A 17262-nucleotide genomic window follows, 5' to 3' on the forward strand; every position below is an offset into this window, starting at 1 on the left:
TGGCTCCCGGACCGGCCTCTCAGAGCTGCTGGCCCGAGACGGAGAAGGTGTCGCAGGCGCCGGATCCGCCCGTGTATCCGGCCATGAACCAGCGCTGGCGCTGCTCGCTCGACCCGTGCGTCCAGCTCTCGGGGTTCACACGTCCGGACTGCTGCTGGATGTGATCGTCGCCGACGGCGGATGCCGCGGACAGGGCATCGTCGATCTGGGCCTGCGTCGGCTTCTGCAGGAAGGACTGACCGGAGGCATCCTTCTGATTCGGCGCCTCAGCCGCCCACGCCCCGGCGAAGCAGTCGGCTTGCAGCTCGGTGCGGACCGCGTTGCTGTCCTCGCCGGTCCCGTCGCGCGGGTGGTCCTCGAAGATCCCGGTGAGGTGCTGCACGTGGTGGCCGTACTCGTGCGCGAGCACGTACAGCTGTGCGAACTCGCCTCCCTCGGCGCCGAGCTGGTTCCGGAGGATCGACCAGAACGTCGGATCGATGTAGACGGTCTCGTCGGTGGGGCAGTAGAACGGACCGGTCTGATTGGATGCCGTGCCGCAGGGCGATGACGTCTGCTGCTCCACGAGCACGAGATCGGGTGCGCGGTACCCCTCGACTTCGTTCTGCCAGTACGAGTTGATGACCTCCTCGCCGGCGTCGAGCCGGCACGCGTCGTCGTTGTTCGCGTCGGCGCCTGTCGTGCAGTTCTGCAGCGCTTCGCCCTCGGAGCCGGTGCCCCCGCCGGGCGACCCGCCCAGGAGCCCGCTGAAGTCCTGACCGGTGAAGAGGCTGATCAGCAGGACGGCGATGCCGATGACGCCGACTCCGGCCCCGCCGGCGACGACGGCGCCGCGGCCCCCGCGGCGAGTCGCGCTCTTGCCCCGCACGTCGGCATTCGGGTTGAAGGTCATGCCCGGGACCGTACTCCGCCCCGGACGTCACGGCACACGGGTTGCATTCGTGCCGCGAACCGTGTTCGGGACGGTCGCGCGTCGGCCAGAATGGGGCGATCGGTCACAATGGACTGCGACGGGGCTGACCGCATCGTCGCTCGCGGAGGAGATCACAGTGGACGCACACGCGGACGAACCGGCACCCGGGGACTACGCGGAATCGCGCCTCATCGCGATCCCCGACGATCCGACGACGGATGCCCCCGGCTTCGCCGCCCTGCACCCCAGCCCGGAGTGGTGGCTGGCGCTCCCCGCCGGCTCACGACTCGTGGGGCTCGTCGTCTCGCGGCCCGACATGCCGAGCGTCGTCGCCCAGCGTGACGCGCTCGCGCAGTTCGGCGTGCCGATCGAGGGGTTCCGGCATCCCGCCCCCGACATCGGCGAGACCTGGGAGGAACGTCTCACACGCCTGTTCGGGCGCCTCGGCGCCGGCGACGTGCTCGTCGTCACCGACGTGAAGGCCCTCGGCCGCGACGCGCACGAGGAGACCCGCACGGTCGCGGAGCTCCGCCGCCGGTCGGTCATCGTGAAGGTGCTCGACCGGGGCTGATCCCCGCCGTCAGGATGTCGCGCAGATGCGCAGCGGGTCGCTCGTCGCGCCGTTCTCGCGGCGCACGCTGACGTCGATGCAGATCTGGGTCTCGTCCCCGAGAGGAACGGACACGCGCGCCTTGGGGGCGTTCGCGGGGGTGGCTTCGGCGCCGTCGAGGCGAACCTGCTGCCACAGGTAGGTGTCGCCGTCCTGCGGGTCGGGGTTGACCCACCGGAAGACCGCCTTGCCGTTCTGGATGCGGCTCGACCCGTCGGTCGGCGCCGCGATGAACTCCGCGTCGGGTTCCTGGGGTTTCGGAGCCGCGGCCGAGGATTGCGCGGGCTTCGCCTCCGTCGCGGGAGGCGCGAGCAGCGATGCGACGACGACCGCGCCGACCACCACGACGACGACAACGGCAGCGGCGATGAGCCCGACCCACAGTCCCCGACGCGACCGAGCCGGCGCGGCCGTCCGACCGACGGTCTCACCGGCCGACGCCGGCGGCGCGGTCGGTGATGTCGCCGGCGGGGTCTCGCCGGCAGCGATCCGCTGCGGACCCCGGACGATCGTGCCGTCATCCGGCCCGGACACCGCAGTGGCGGGGGCCGACGGCGGGATCGCGGTCGGCGGTCGCAGGACGGTCGAGTCGACGCCGGTCGCGGAGGCCGTGGCACCGGGGGCCCACCCCGAGGTGTCGCGGTGCTGCGTGGCATCCGTCCCGGTCGCGAGACCCGCCGCGAGGGCGGTCCGCTCCCACGTGGGTCCTGCCGCCGGGGAGGTGTGCGGGTCGATGCTGACGATGCCGCGGACGCGGGTGAGCTCGCCCTCCTCCTCCTGCTCCTCGACGGGCGGGGCGTCGTCGAGGATGTCGATCGGGGTGACCGAGTGGGCCAGCTCGATCTGCACCTTCTGCAGCGCACGGGCGAACGCGACGGCCGACTCGAAACGGTCGGTCGGGCGCTTGGACATCGCCCGTTCGAGCACCTGGAAGAGCGACGCGGGGACGTCGGCCCGCTCGAGGCGGGCGAGTGGCTCGGATTCGATCCGGCGGATCAGGTCCGCGCCGCCGTTGCGTCCACCGGGCACCTCGAACGGCGACCGTCCCGCGAGCAGGTTGTAGACCGACGCCCCCAGCGCCCACACGTCCGAGCGCACGGTGAAGTCCGGCGCGTCCGCGAAGGACTCGGGCGGCGACCACGGGATCGACATCCCCGCAGACGGATCCATGCCGTCCGCCGTCGTCGCGATGCCGAAGTCGGTGAGGGCGGGCCTGTTGTACTCGGTGACGAGGATGTTCGCCGGCTTGATGTCGCGGTGCAGGATGCCCGCACGATGGGCGGTCTCGACCGCCGCCGCGACCTGGATGCCGACGCGCAGCGCCTCGGCCACCGAGATGGGGGCCGAGCGGGCGCGGACCTGCAGGTTCGGCTTGGAGCAGTACTCCATGACGAGATACGACCTGCCGTCGCCGGCGACACCGGCCTGGTAGATCGTGACGATCGCGGGATGCGTCGAGAGCATCGCCATGACGTTCGCCTCGGCCTGGAACTGCTCGGCCGCGCCGCTCGTCATCTTGTCGGCGAGGAGCACCTTGACGGCGACGCGACGCCTGGGCAACGCCTGCTCGTACAGGTAGACGTCGGCGAATCCGCCGGAGCCGAGCACCTGGACGTAGGAGAAGCCGGGAAGCTCCGGTGGCGCGGCGGGGGCTCGCTTCGAGCTCACGGAAGGTCCTCGAAGGTCAGGGTGACGCCGTCGCCGAGGTCGAGCACGTCGCCGTCGATCACCATGGTGGGCTCGTTCGGGTGCAGCCGCACCGGGTCGTGGCCGCCCCGGAGCAGGACGGTGCCGTTCGTGCTCGCGAGGTCGACGGCGAGCACGTGCTCACCCTCCGCGCGGATCTCGACATGGTTGCGCGAGATGTCGTGCTGCGGGCCGTCCACGGCGACGAGGGTCGGCAGCTCGTTCTCGGCCGGTCGCGTCGAACGCGGCCGGCGGCCGATGATGACTGTGCGCTCGAGTTCGACGATGCGGCCGTCGGCGAGGCGGATGCGGCCCCGCGACGGGCTCCGCGGCGGCACGTCCTCGATCGAGTCGAAGGATGCCGACCGCATCGCGCGCGCTTCGGCGACGGACACGGTCGCGCCGTCGTGGTCGCCCAGCGCCGACGCATCCGCAACCGGTGGGAGGGGCGGCGCGGGGTGCGGCGGCACGAACGGGGGCAGGGCGGGGACGGGCGCGGTGCCCTGCGACGCCACCCGGGAACTCACGATCGTCGCCCCGAGGACGGCGTCCTCATCCGGCCCGGAGATCGTCTCGCCGGGGTCCGGCGGCCGCGGCGCATCGTGCGGCACGGGGACCGAGACGGGCGAGCCGCCGAGCGTGTGGATCGGCGGAACCCCCGTGACCAGCCCCGGCGTCTCGGTCTCCGGCTCCGATTCCGGTTCAGGCTCCTTCGCCAGCGTGCGCGGCGAGGCGACGGTCTCGCCCAGATCGTCGGGTGCCACAGCGGATGCCTCCGGCTCCGGCTCGGGCTCCGGCTCCGGTGCGGGCTCCGGCTCCGGTGCGGGCTCGGGCTCGAGCTCGGGCTCCGGCTCGGCGACAGGCTCGGGCTCGGGCTCGGCGACAGGTTCCGGCTCCGGCTCGGCGAGGGGCTCCCCCGCCGTCACGGGCGCTGCGACCGGCGCGGCGGTCTCGGGCTCTGCGACGTCGAAGATGATCTCGGCGACAGGGACGACGCCCGACTCGATCGGCAACAGGTCGGCATCCGCGGCCGTCCCGAGGTCGACGCTCACGCGGATGACGCCCGGCAGGAACCTCTCGGTCCACGTCGCGACGCCGGCACCCGAGACCGCATCGACGCCGTCGGCGGTCTCGACGACGAGGGTCACCGGACCGCGGACTGCGACGCGCACCCCGTCGCCCTCCGCGACGGCGAGACCGAACGGCGGGATCGCCGCGAGCGACGTGCCGAACGCCCCTGTGAGGGATTCGAGGACGGCGCCGATCCCGCCGTTCTCGAGCCGGCGCCACACACCCTCGACGGCGTGCGGGGTCACAGCCGGGGGCAGCACGGCGAGCGCCGAGCCGGTCACGGCGGCACGCCAGGCTTCCGGGGCGCCGTCGGGCCGATATCGCACTGCGCGCATCAGGCGTCTCCTCCTGCCGCTGCTCGCGGCCGTGTGTCCTCTTCGGCGTACGACGCGCCCCCCGCGGGAGCCGTGTCGTACGCATCATCATCCTGCCCCGCCACGCGGACGGCATCGACCACCACGGCCGTGATGTTGTCGCGACCGCCGTGGAGCATCGCTTCGTGCACGAGGCGGGTCGCGGCATCCTGCGGGTCGACGACCTCTCGGAGGATGTCGCTGATGCGGTCCTCGGGAACCTCGCCCGACAGGCCGTCGGAGCAGATCAGCATGCGATCGCCCGGCTCGGCCGCGATGAGCCAGAAGTCCGCCTCGCCGCCGCTGCCCGCGCCGATCGCCCGGGTGATCTCGTTGCGGCGCGAATCCCGTCCGGCGGCTTCGCCGGTCAGCTCGCCCGCGTCGATGAGCTCCTGCACGACGGAGTGGTCGACGCTGATCTGCTCGAGCTCACCGTCCGCGAAGCGGTAGGTGCGAGAGTCGCCCACGTTGACGGTGAGCCAGTATCCGTGGCCGCCGACTTCGGTGACCGCGACACCGGTGAGGGTGGTGCCGGCGGCCCGCCCCTCGTGACCGATGCGGTGCACGGCGGCGCGGGCGCGCGCGAGGACCGCCCGCATCCCGTCGATCCCGACGGAGTCCTGACCGACGAGGGCGCGGAACTCGGCCACGACGGCGGAGCTCGCCGCGGCGCCCGCATCGTGGCCGCCCATGCCGTCGGCGACGAGGAAGAGCGGATACTCCGCCAGGTGGGAGTCCTCGTTCACGCGTCGACGGAGGCCCGGGTGCGTCGCCGCCCCGACTTGCACGTCCATCGCGATCATCGCGCGGACTCCACCGTCAGTCGTCGATCGCCGAGTTCGAGGACGTCGCCCGACCAGATGCGCGCCGGTTCACCCGGGACGAGCCGCTGCGGCTGACCGGCACGGACGATCACGACGCCGTTGAGCGAGTGACGGTCGACGACCCACGAGCCCCGCTCGTCGGCGCCGACCTCGAAGTGCGTCTTCGACAGCGACAGGGTCTCGTCGCGGACGGGTGTGCTGCGCCGCCCCTCCTGCTGGCCGGGCCCCCGACCGAACAGCGTCGGCTCGTAGATCGTGTGCCGCGTCCCGTCATCCCAGCGCAGGATCGCGATCACGGGCGGCGAGACCCGTTCGGCCGATGCGGGCCGGCCGTCGCGGTGCGGCACTCCGGGGACGGTCGAGATCACGTCGACCGGCAGCGTCCGCGGGATCGGCCGGTTCGCCGGAACGGATGCCGGAGCCCACGACGGCGCCGGAAGGGCGGCGCCCGATGTCTGGGGGATGAGGGCGGGCGCACGCTCGACCGATGTCGCGGGCGCAGGCCTGACCGGCGCGGGCTCGACAGGCGCGGCGGGCGTCACCGCCGGGACGTCGGCCGGGTGGACGACGACGGCACCCACGGCCAGGTCGTGCCATCCCCGCCGCCACCGCGACGAGTCGAACAAAGGTGAGAAGAGACCGACGACGACACTGCAGGTGAGCGTCCACACGAGGTTGCGCCCGAGTGCGCGGCCGAAGCCGAGCCGCCCGTCGCCCTCGTCGGCGCGCTCGAGCCGCAGCCCCATGACGCGCATGCCGATCGAGCCCCGGCCGCCCTGCAGGGCGGTGTGGACGAGGAACCAGGCGAGCGAGGCGCCCGCCACGGCGGGAAGCAGGACCAGGATCCCCACGACGCCGGCCGACAGGACGGACACGGCCAGGACGCCCCCCGTGACCGCGGCGACGACCGCCGCCGCGATGACGGAGTCGATGACGACGGCGCCGACGCGGTGAGGCATCGTCGCGGGGGCACCCACGGTCATCGCCGGCGCACCGATCGACCCGCCCGACTGCGTCGGAGCGATCGCAGGCTCAGCCGGGCCCGAAGACGCTGCCAGAACGTGGCCCCGCCGGCCATGCCCGCGACGATCTCGTCGACCTCGCGCCAGAAGGCGTCGACGTCCTCAGGGGTCGGGTCACCGGGGCCGTACACCTCGGCGTCGGCCTGCTGCGCGAGTGTCGCGACGCGAGAACCGTCGAACGCGTCGCCGACGACCGTTGCGCTCTCGGCGCGGGTCGATCCGGGAGGCACGGCCACGCGGTAGTCGACAGCGCGGTCGACCAGCTCGTCCCAGCCGCCCGACACGCGGTCGGCGGTGCGCTCCGCGCGCAGTCGCCGGGTGCGACGAGCCGCCTTGAGCCCCCCGATCACCAGGAACGGCGACATCAGCAGCAGGATGCCGCCGAGTCCCACGCCCGTCCAGAGGAGCACGGGTCCGAGCCAGTCCGGGCCGGGCTCCTCGTCCTCATCCTGATCGCGCTCCTCGGCGAGTGCCGGCGGCTGATCGGCCGGTTCCTGCGCAGGCGGCGGCGGCTGCAGCACCTGCGGCTTCGGGTTGGCGCGCGGCTTCGTGTTCTGCTGGCTCGGCTCGTTGTCCTCGTCGGGAGTCGGGTCGAAGGGGATCCACCCCTTGCCCTCGAAGGCGATCTCGACCCAGGCGTGCATGTTCTCGCCCGTCGCGGTGAAGACACCCCCGGCATCCTTCTCACCCTCATCGGGATGCCAGCCCATGACGACACGGGCAGGCATGCCGAGCTGGGTGGCCATGAGCGCCATCGTGACGGCGTACTGCTCGTCGTCGCCCACCATCTGGTCGTTGTTCACGAGCATCGAGATGCGTGCCGAGCCGTGACCGGACGGCGAGTACACGTCGTCGGCGAGACCGTGGCTGAAGTATCCGTCGGTCTTCAGGTAGCTCTCGAGCGCGCGCGCCTGGTCGATGGGCGTCTCGGCGTCCTCCGTCGCATCCGAGGCGATCTCGCTGAGCGCCTGCGGGATGCCGGTCTGCTTGGGCATCTTCAGCGGAGCGAAGGGCGTCTCGGCGAGCTGCTCGTCCTTGATCACGGGCGGGATGATCGTGTCGATCGTGTATGCATCACCGGACTGGACGCCCGAGGTGACCACCGCGGTGCCGGTCGCATCGTTGAAGTGGGCGCCGCGACGGAGGTCGGTCGCCCGGTCTCCCTGGAACTCGATGTCGCGCGCGGATCCGACGGAGGGGAGCCACACGCCGGACAGGTCCTCGATGTCGACGCGCACCTTGGTCTCGGTGCCGGTCGCCTCGGGCGACATGTTCGACCGGATCGAGGTGAAGGCGCTCGACGATCCGGCGCCGTCCTCGGCGACGTTGTAGACGACGCCGTCGTAGGCGTCCATCGTCGCGAGGCGCACGCGCCCGTCCTTCGGCAGCCCGCTGACGGTGAACAGCTGGTCGGTCTTGAAGTCGCGGACGTACTTGCGCCAGGACTGCAGCGGGCTCGCGTAGTCGTGGATGTCGAAGGGCGGGACGACGAAGTCGCGCAGGATGTACCGCTGGGTCGGCGGGCTGGCGGTCGCCGCGACCGCAGCCCCTGCACCCGTCGCGAGGGCCAGGACGATCCCGCCCGACACCAGACGGCGCAGCCGAGCGGCGCGCGAGGCGTCGGCTCCGGGGGTCGCGGCCTCGACGGCCGTGCGCTCCGGACTCCACATGGTGCGCAGCGCGAGCCACACGACGGCGACGGCGACGAAGAGGGCGCCCTGCACGATCGGCGCCACGGTCTGCGCCGTGCCGAGGAGGATCTCACCGGCGATGTAGACGGATGCCGGGATCAGCGCCCACGCCGCGCGACGCAGGCGCAGCGCGAGGGACGCCGTGAGCACCGTCGCGACGAGGGTCATCAGGAACGGGACGATCAGGTGGCCGTCGCCCGGGTCGACCGGCGGCACCGTCGTGAGGAGGTCCTTCCACGAGGTGACGGCGCCGAGCGCCAGCTGGCGCCACGTCTCGAGGGTCGGCACGACGCCGAGGAAGGTCGTGTTCGGCAGTGCCAGCGCACCGCCGAGCAGGAAGTAGAGCGCGATCGTCGCCCCGGCGAGGGACAGGATGCCCCAGCGCCACCGGGCACCCACCCACGCGAGAGCCAGGCCGAACACCAGCGCGCCGATCGCCGCGAGGAGGTAGGCCGGGCCGTCGAAGGTCGCGGCGAACCCGACGATCCCGACGCCGAGCAGGAGCACGACGGCGGCGATGTCGGCGACGAGACGCCGCCAGGTCGCACCCGGCAGCAGAAAGAAGGCGAGCCGGTTCACGAGAGGACCTTGCGGAGGGCGTTGGGAAGCTGATCGAGGTGGCCGAGGGCGACGACATCAGCGTCGCCCACGCGGCGGAGGACCGGCGATTCGAGGCGACTGTCGGCGATGATCGCGAGGGTCCGCACGCCGAAGGGCACGCGCGAGCAGGCGACGCGCAGCTGTCCGGCGTCGACCGTCGACCCGCAGAGCAGGACCGCGACGGCGGCATCCGGGGAGTGCGCGGCCAGGATGCCGGCGAGCGCGACGATCCCGCCGTCGCGCGGCTTCGTGCTCTCGAGCGCGGAGAGCGAGTCGAGGTACCGGCGACCGGTCTCGGCACGGATCTTGCCGGCCGACGTGCGCACGTCCAGGGTGCGCGAGTCGCGGAGGGCGCGCAGGCCCACGGAGCCGGCGACGGAGATCGCGGTCTCGAACTCCTCGGGGTCGCGGTACTCGCCGGGGTGCGTCGACAGCGCCACGACGAAGTGCGAGCGACGGGTCTGCTCGTACTCGCGCACCATGAGCGTGCCGGTGCGCGCCGTGGACTTCCAGTGCACGTGGCGCAGATCGTCGCCGGGCTGGTACTCGCGCAGCGCGTGGAACGAGACGTCGTCACGGGCGAGGTGCTGATCGGGCAGGCCCTCGAGGTCGCGCATCTGCCCGAGCGAGAGCCCCTCGAGCGGCAGCGTCCGCGGGTGTACGAAAAGGTCGACGGCCTGACGGCGGTCGTGCGTGCGTTCGAACAGACCCAGCGGGTCGCCGCGGAGGACGCTCACCGGACCGACGGCGAGCACGCCGCGGTGGGTCGTCGGGATGGCGAAGAGGTCCTCGTGCTCCTCCCCCGCCTGAAGCCGCGGCACCTGGAAGACGCCGCGACCGGAACCAACCGGCAGGACGATCTCGGAGGGCAGCAGCGAGCGGGACGTGAGGTTCGCGAGCTTCAGCGCACCGACGGCCCGCTCGCCCACCACGACGCGCGTGCGGGTGAGGTCGAGGTCGACCTCGTACGCGGTCCGCCCGAAGAGGAAGACGATGCATAGGAGCGCCAGCACCGTCGCCACGATCGCCGCGACGAACGCCTCCTGCCAGCCGAGCGAGAATGCCGTGATCCAGAGGATGATCGCGGCGGCGATGACCACCCATCCGGTGAGCTGGATCACCTCGGCGATGATCCGCGCGCGGGAACCTGCGCGGCGCGCCCACACCCCGGCATCCTCTCGCAGCTTCTCCCACCGCGTCGCTTCGCGGGGCGCGAGCAGCGCCGTGTCCTCGGCGGCGTCCGGTGCGGTGCCCGCGGGCGCGCCGGAGGGGCCGGGCGCGTCCGGCGCCTCGGCGACCGTCTCCGGCGTCATCGTCATTCGGCGGACGCCCTCGCGAGAGGCGCCTCGACCTGGCCGAGGGCGCGCTCGATGACCGACTCGGACGTCGTCCCCGAGAACTCGGCCTCGGGGTCGAGGACGAGACGGTGGGTCCAGACAGGTGCCGCCAGCGCCTTCACGTCATCGGGGATGACGTAGTGACGACCCTGGGATGCCGCGACCACACGCGCGATCCGCATCATCGAGATCGCGCCACGGACCGAGACGCCGAGCTTCGTGGCATCCGATTCGCGGGTCGACTCGACGAGCTGCGCGGCGTAGCGCGCGACGGCCGGGTCGACGTGGACGGTGGCGGCCAGGTCGGCCATGTCGGCGACGGCCTTCGTCGTGATGACGGGGCTCAGCTTGCCCGACGGGTTGCGGTCGACGTCGCCGGCGAGGATCCGCTCGGCGACGGCGAGAGACGGGTAGCCGATCGAGGTCTTGATCATGAAGCGGTCGAGCTGCGCCTCGGGGAGCTTGTACGTTCCCGCTTGCTCGATGGGGTTCTGCGTCGCGATGACGAGGAACGGTCGACCCACCTCGTGCGGCACGCCGTCGACCGTCACGCGGGACTCCTCCATGACCTCGAGGAGCGCCGACTGCGTCTTCGGCGAGGCGCGGTTGATCTCGTCGGCGAGGACGATCGAGGCGAACACGGGACCCTTGTGGAACTCGAACTTGTGGTTCTGCTGGTCGTAGATCGTGACGCCCGTCACGTCCGAGGGCAGCAGGTCCGGCGTGAATTGGATGCGGGTCGACGACCCCTGCACGCTCGCCGCGAGTGCCTTCGCGAGGCTCGTCTTGCCCGTGCCCGGCGCGTCCTCGAGGAGGACGTGACCTTCGGCGAGCATCGCCGCCAGCACGAGGCCCACGACCTCACGCTTGCCCATCAGCGCCTGGTCGACGTTGTCGACGAGTCGCGTGAACGTGTCGCGGAACCAGGCCGCCTGTTCAGGGGTCATGCTCATTCGTTCAGTCCTTGCTCTCGAAATCGTTGGTCACGTCATCCACGCGGCCAGGGTTGCTTCTCGGTGTCGACGGCCCCACCCCAGCCCTGTAGGTCGACCCAGACGTCGTACCCGTCGGCACCGAGCCAGCACTCGATCTGCTTCGAACCGTTAGAGGGGATGTCGTATGCGTAGAAGTTGTCGCTGACATTGCCGCCGCTGTACTTGCAGGCCACGGTGTACCGTCCCCCGTCGAAGTTCTCCGTGTTGACGACGAACTTGTAGCACCCGTTCACGCAGCCCGAGACATAATCGCCGCGCGTGACCCAGACGCGAGGCTTCGGCGGCGGCGGCGCGTCCTGAGTCGTAGCCGACGCCGTCGCGCTCGTGTCCCGACTCCCATCGGACCGGGCGACGACATTGATCTCGACCTTCTTGCTGTACCCGGGGTTGTACGAGCGCGACCCGTCGCCGGTCACCTGGAACGTCTCGTTGACTGCACCGCTGATGTTGACCGTGGCGGAGACGGGACGCCCATTCGCAGTCGGCAGGGACCAACTCACGTTGACGTTGGTAGCGCCGGCAGAGGCTGATGCGCCCGGGTTGCCGATCTGCCCGTACGGCGCGACCTGGTTGGATGCAGCCGACGCGGGTCCCTCGTAGGTCGTGCCGTCCGCGGTGGCCACAGCCCGAATCTGAACGGTGTATGTGCCGTTGTTGTTGACCACACCGTTGCCGATCGTGCCGGACGTTCCTGAACCGCCGCCCGCGACCCAATCGGCACGCCACCCGCCGCCGTTCACGTTGTACTGGTATTGGATCTCGTTCGCGGTGGCACCGTTCGACGCGGCCGGCTGCCATTGGACTGTGACCTGGTTGTCGCCCTCGCCCGCGGTGACACCAGACGGAGCACCCGGCGGCGTGAAGGCACGGCGCGGAGCCGACTGCGGGCTCATCTTGCCCCACCCAGCCTTGTTCTTCGCCCGGACGCTGTAGGTGTAGTTCGTCTCGGAAGTGTCGACGACGACCGCCTGGCTGGTTTGGCCGGCCGCGACGGAGATCTTCTGGATGACGCTGCCGCCGCGGATGACGCTCAGCTCGTAGCCCGCGATGGCGTCGCCGTTGTTGGCCGGTGCGTTCCACGAGACACGCATCTGCGCCCGGTTGCCGACCGGCTCGAGGCGGGCCACCGTTGGAGCGCCCGCTGCTGCGGGCGGCGCGGCCGGGATCTCTCCCGCGGACCACTGTGAGAAGTCCGACGGCTCGGGTGCGCGGTTATGCGCGCGAACCCGGACCTGGTATTCGGTACCGTTCTGCAGACCGTCCCACTTCAGCTTGTTCCCGGTCACGCCTGTCTTCTGTGCGACGCCCGAAGGCGGCGCGGGCGAGATCTCAAGCGTGTAGCTCTCGACCGGCGATCCCTCGGTGGCCGGCGTCTTCCACGTGACGTCGAGACTGCGGTCGCCGAACGCGAGCGCGGGAGGCGCAGGCTGGTCTGGACGGACGTCGGGACGCGCGGTCTCGGACGGAACCGACGGCTCGGACTCGCCGACGCTGTTGGTCGCTGTCACGACGAAGTTGTACTCGACGTTGTTCGTGAGCCCGTCGAGAGTGCACGTCGTGGACGGGCATTCCCTTGCGTACCCACCCGCTGTCGACGTGACCGTGTACCCCGAGATCCGACGGCCGTTGTCCACCGGCGGGGTCCAGCTGAGAACCACCGTCCGGCTTCGGACAGTCGTAACGGTGGGCTTGCCGGGTGCGTCCGGTCGCCCCTGGACGGTTATGCGGATGCGGCCGTCAACGCGTCGATCGGCATCGCCCGTCGCATCCTGCACGGTGTAGCGCACGACGACGTTGCCGACGAACTCCTTCGCCGTGGTCACGTTTACGTTGGGGCCAGACACGTTCACGCTCGTGACGTCACCCGTTTCGATCTGGGTCTTCACGATTTCGAGCGCTTTTTCCGGGAACGGATTGACGTCGTTGCGGAGCACGTTGACCGAGACGGTCTCACCCTGGTCTGCCTGTCGCACGACGTCGTCGTTGACCGAGGGGAGCTCGCGGGTAGACGCAGTGACCGTGACCTGAATGTTGGCCTCGACGGGCTCGGTCTCGCCGTCGGTGACGCGAACGGTCAGAGAGAACCGGGTCCCCTTCTTGACATCCGATTGCGCCGAGACCTGCAGCGTCTGCCCGTCGATCGATGCATTCACGCCCGAAGGTGCATCGGATGCGAGGGAGAACTTCAGTTTTTCCATGTCGCCCGGGTCGGGGTCCGACGTCAATTCCCGCAGACCGAGAGTCGTGGCATCTTCGCCGGGGGCGACAGAGATCGACGCACCCGTCATCGTGGGCGGCTCGTTGTCGGGAGGCAACACCGTAATGGGGATGGTCAACGTCGCCTTGCGGCCGGTGTCATCATCGGGCCCGGAGCCGTCGGTGACCTCGAAGGTCAGTGCATCAGAGCCGAAGTAGCGCTCCGCAGAGGTGTAGGTGAGCGTCGACTCGTCCTTGACGAGGCTCGCCCCGTTGCTGTGTGCCGCCGAGACCTTCTCGGTCTCGGTGATCACGACATTGCCGCCACCCGAAGCGCGTACGTACTTCGACAGGGGCAGGTCGATCGACTCGCCGCTCTTGACAGTCACGCCCTCGGTCGAGAGAAGGGTGGGCGGAAGATCAACGAGCGCCGGAACGTGGATGAATGCTGCAGCGACCTGGTCGTCCTCGTCCTTGACGAGATACGTGATGAGCTGACGCTGATCGGTCACGGTCAAGCTGACGCGACCGCCTGATCCGACACGCGCATTTTCTCCGCCCTTGCCAAGCGACACCTCAAGGGCAGACCTTGTGCCGTCGGGGTCATCGTCGTTGGCGAGGACATCGACCGTCACGGTGCCGTCTTCCTTCACCTGGTCGGGGAGGACGCGATCGTCTCGCGCTATCGGACGGGCGAGAGGGACATCGGGGTCGACCGTGATCTGCACGGACGTCGTCGCGCGGAGCCCGCGCTCGTCGGCGATCGTGTAGACGACACTCGTCTGCATCGGGTTCTCAGGCGCGGTGATGAGCAACTGCTGTCCTGAGACCTTCGCGCTGAGCCCCGCGACGTCGGGGACCTCCACCGCGTTCTTGGCGAACGTGAACTTGTCACCGTCGGGGTCGGAGTCGTTCTTCAGCACGTCGACGGCGACCGTGCGCCCAGGCCGCATCGTGATCGTGTCGCGCACTGCGTACGGAGCCTGGTTGGTCGTCGGGGCCGGGGCGATGCCGATCTGAACGGATGCTGTCGCCTCCTTGCCGAGAGCGTCGCGTACCCGGTACTGGAACCGATCGACACCGACCGCATCTTCGAAAGCGGTGTAAGTGAAGGAGCCAGCCTCGATCGCAGACACCCGGCCCTTCTTCGGCGAGGATGCGAGACCCACGAGCTCGACGGAATCGCCGTCCGCGTCGATCCCGTTCAGGTCGACGGGAACCGTGACCGCCGACCCGCTGAGCGTGCGGACCGTCACGTCGCGCGGTCGCGGCGCGGCGTTCGACGTGTCGTCGCGGGGCAGGATCCGGATCGTGACGTAACCGGCGTCGCGTTGGCCGCTGGAGTCCTCGACCTCATACGTCGCGTTGACCGTCTTCGGCTCCGGCCCGGCGCGGAAGCGCAGCGTGTCCTCGGAGACGAAGAGGTCGCCGTCCGCATCGTCGACGAGCGGCGGCACGAGTTCGGGCGAGATCTGGATCTCGTCGTTGTTCGGGCTGTAGTCGTTGTCCATCACCGGAATGGTCACGACGTCGCCGGTACGTACGACGACCTCGTCGTCGACGGCGATGGGGGGACGGAGCTTCTCGGGCGCCGGCACCGGGATGACGATGATCTCGCCCTCGGCCGACTGCGATCCGTTCGAGATCGTGTACGTCAAGCGGACCTGCTTGTCGAGCGACGCCTGGTCGCTGACGCGGACGGTCTCATGCCCGAGCACGGCCGCGGCCACACCCGCGTCCTCATCGACGGCCACGGACTGAACGACCAGAACGCCGCCCGCCGGGTCGGTGTCGTTGCCCAGCACATTGACGAGCACGTCGCCGCCGGCCGGCAGGAGCGCGACGTCGCGGACGGCGATCGGTGCGACGTCGACATCCTCTTCGGGCAGGACGTCGATGCGCACGATGCCGGGGGCGGAGTTCGCGCCGGCCGACGCCAGGTAGGTCGCGTAGTAAGTCCCCGTCTTCGACGACTGGAACGTGAAGGACTTGTCGGGGTAGTCGCGGGTGACGGTGCCGCCCTCGACGTCGTCGACGCGGGTGAGGCGGAGCTGCTCGTTGCCGGTGCTCGTGTCGTTCGTCAGCGGCCGAACGGTGGCCGGCCGGTCGGGGCGCGTCACGACGTGGTCTGCGTTCGTGACCGGGAGGGTAGTTCCGAGGGGGCGGATGTCGTACCGTGCGATGCCTTGGGCGGATTCGCTGCCGTCGGATACCGCGATGGGCACGTCCTTGCGCCCCTGCGTGCCGCCGATCGCGCGGTAGGTGATCTGGCCGTCAGAGGTGAACTCGGCCTCGTCGCCGCCGTCGGGGGTGACAGATTGCAGGAAGATGTCGTCCCCGTCGGGGTCTACCCAATCAGTCAGCACGTTGTACGAGACCACGCCCCCCGTCTCCACGGTGATCGCGGTCTTGCGCTTCTGGACCGGCGGGGAGTTCTCGCTCAACGGCCGGACGGTGAGCGCGACGCGCGCCGAGTCCTTGCCGCCGCGACCGTCGGAGACCTCATAGGTGAACGAGGTGGTTCCGCTCGCGTCATCGGGCATGGCGATCTGCAGGGCGGTGCCGTCGTAGATCGGCGTCACCTTCCCGACCGACGGGGGCGTGACCACCTTCGCAACGAGGACGTCGCCATCGGCGTCGAGGTCGTTCTCGAGGACGGGGAGGACCGTCGTGCGACCCGGACGGACGCCGTAGCGGTCGTTCTCGGCGACGGGAGCCGTGTTCTGCTCGGTGCGCTCGGGGAGGGTCGACTGGATGGTCTCCTCCGTCGTCTCCTCCTCCTCCTCACCCTCGCCCTCGGGAGGAGTGATGTCCTCCCAGTTGTCGACCTGCTGCAGTGCGTCGCTCGCCATCCACGCCGATCCGCCGAAGATGTCGTTCAGGACGACAACGTCCCGGTTCACGCGGAACCGGAGCTGGCTGGACTTCTTGACACCCTTGATGGTCTTCTGCACGTCGTCGCCGTCGCCCGTGCAGTCGCGCACGAAGGCGCCGGTGCCCGACCAGGCACCGTACGCGCACCCCGCGACGTACACCGGCTGAGCCGGGGCACCGCCGCCGCTGCCGGCATCCTTCGTCACGAGGTCGCCGCCGCCCAGGGGCACGCGGACGAGCTGCGACGGCGTCGCGAGCGTCACGGTGTCGGTCGCGTTGGAGGGCTGCTGGAGAACCGCGTCGCCCGGCACTTCGGCCTGGAGGCCGTCGGTCGAGTAGAGCATCGAGGTGGTCTGGTCGAGGACCACGCTGACTCCGCCGACGGAGGTGATCGAGAGCTCGTCGTCCTTATCGATGCCCTCCAGCTCGCGCTCGGCGGTCTGCACGTAGGTGCCCTCGGCGTTGGGGCCGTAGGCGAAGATCTTGCCGGACTTCGCCGAGACGGCGTAGACGACGCCGGCGGTGCTGACGGTCACCGCGGCGCCGCGACCGAGCTTCGCGATCGGATCGCCGGCTTCCTTGCCGACCGCGGCGATCGAGGTGAAGGGGGCGGCACGCAGGGCGCCGTCCTCGTCGATCGTCGCGACGGTGGGGCCGCCGAGCACCACGTTCGCGCCCGAGGGGATGTCGGCGCTGTCCGAGAGCACGACCCGTGACGGGTCGATCGCGGTGGCGGTGTTCTCTGCTTCGTCCGTGACGAGGACCCGGTTGCCGGCCTGCTGGATGTCGTAGTCCGCCGACAGCGTGCGAAGACCCCCGTCGAGCACGCGCGACTCGTTGTTGAAGTGTCCGACGAGCAAGCTCGTCTGCTTGGTGAGCCAGACACCGCCGTCGTTGAGCTCGACCTCGGTCGTCGGCTCACCGTCGTAGGTCAGGGCGAGGACGCTGACAGCGACAACCGCGGCCGTCACCGCACCGATCGAGGCGAACGTCTTGGGCCGAGAACGCAGCCAGGTGAACGACTTCATGAGTGTTCTGACTTCCCCCGAGGCAGTCATGCATGCAGAACCGTGGCGGCCGGTGAGAAGAC

At 70.3% G+C, this 17262-nt stretch carries 10 protein-coding genes; 1 reads left to right on the forward strand and 9 read right to left on the reverse strand.

Annotated elements, in window-relative coordinates:
• Positions 1-19 precede the first annotated feature (19 nt).
• Positions 20-892 carry a KPN_02809 family neutral zinc metallopeptidase gene (ypfJ, locus tag AC4NN1_RS14075; protein WP_018185805.1) on the reverse strand — a complete coding sequence of 291 codons (873 nt, stop codon included), beginning with the start codon at positions 890-892 and terminating at the stop codon, positions 20-22.
• A gap of 157 nt (positions 893-1049) precedes the next feature.
• Here ypfJ and AC4NN1_RS14080 point away from each other — a divergent pair, with 157 nt between their 5' ends.
• On the forward strand, positions 1050-1484 hold the full coding sequence (locus AC4NN1_RS14080; protein WP_018185806.1) for a recombinase family protein: 435 nt from the start codon (positions 1050-1052) through the stop codon (positions 1482-1484).
• Positions 1485-1493: 9 nt separating this feature from the next.
• Here the strand turns inward: AC4NN1_RS14080 and AC4NN1_RS14085 are convergent, their stop codons facing one another.
• From AC4NN1_RS14085 to AC4NN1_RS14120, 8 genes are read right to left on the reverse strand one after another with little or no spacing between them, the layout of a single operon-like run.
• A complete protein-coding gene (locus AC4NN1_RS14085) occupies positions 1494-3191 on the reverse strand; it encodes a serine/threonine-protein kinase (RefSeq protein ID WP_491955673.1) in 1698 nt (565 codons plus the stop codon).
• Positions 3188-4615, reverse strand: coding sequence for an FHA domain-containing protein (locus AC4NN1_RS14090; RefSeq protein WP_491955674.1), 1428 nt, complete (start codon positions 4613-4615; stop codon positions 3188-3190). Before AC4NN1_RS14090 ends, AC4NN1_RS14085 begins: the two co-directional genes overlap by 4 nt.
• Positions 4615-5436, reverse strand: coding sequence for a PP2C family protein-serine/threonine phosphatase (locus AC4NN1_RS14095; protein ID WP_018185809.1), 822 nt, complete (start codon positions 5434-5436; stop codon positions 4615-4617). Before AC4NN1_RS14095 ends, AC4NN1_RS14090 begins: the two co-directional genes overlap by 1 nt.
• Positions 5433-6440 carry an RDD family protein gene (locus AC4NN1_RS14100; protein WP_491955675.1) on the reverse strand — a complete coding sequence of 336 codons (1008 nt, stop codon included), beginning with the start codon at positions 6438-6440 and terminating at the stop codon, positions 5433-5435. Before AC4NN1_RS14100 ends, AC4NN1_RS14095 begins: the two co-directional genes overlap by 4 nt.
• Positions 6437-8749 carry a transglutaminase TgpA family protein gene (locus AC4NN1_RS14105; RefSeq protein ID WP_491955676.1) on the reverse strand — a complete coding sequence of 771 codons (2313 nt, stop codon included), beginning with the start codon at positions 8747-8749 and terminating at the stop codon, positions 6437-6439. The genes AC4NN1_RS14100 and AC4NN1_RS14105 overlap by 4 nt, the downstream gene beginning before the upstream one ends.
• Entirely contained in the window at positions 8746-10089 is a 1344-nt protein-coding gene (locus AC4NN1_RS14110) for a DUF58 domain-containing protein (RefSeq protein WP_491955677.1), read from the reverse strand. Before AC4NN1_RS14110 ends, AC4NN1_RS14105 begins: the two co-directional genes overlap by 4 nt.
• Positions 10086-11060 carry an AAA family ATPase gene (locus AC4NN1_RS14115; protein ID WP_018185813.1) on the reverse strand — a complete coding sequence of 325 codons (975 nt, stop codon included), beginning with the start codon at positions 11058-11060 and terminating at the stop codon, positions 10086-10088. The genes AC4NN1_RS14110 and AC4NN1_RS14115 overlap by 4 nt, the downstream gene beginning before the upstream one ends.
• A gap of 35 nt (positions 11061-11095) precedes the next feature.
• Complete coding sequence (locus tag AC4NN1_RS14120; RefSeq protein ID WP_491955678.1) at positions 11096-17200, reverse strand: Ig-like domain-containing protein; 6105 nt, start codon at positions 17198-17200, stop codon at positions 11096-11098.
• Between the last annotated feature and the right edge of the window lie 62 nt (positions 17201-17262).

Source organism: Microbacterium sp. MDV22-iso44 (assembly GCF_058629135.1).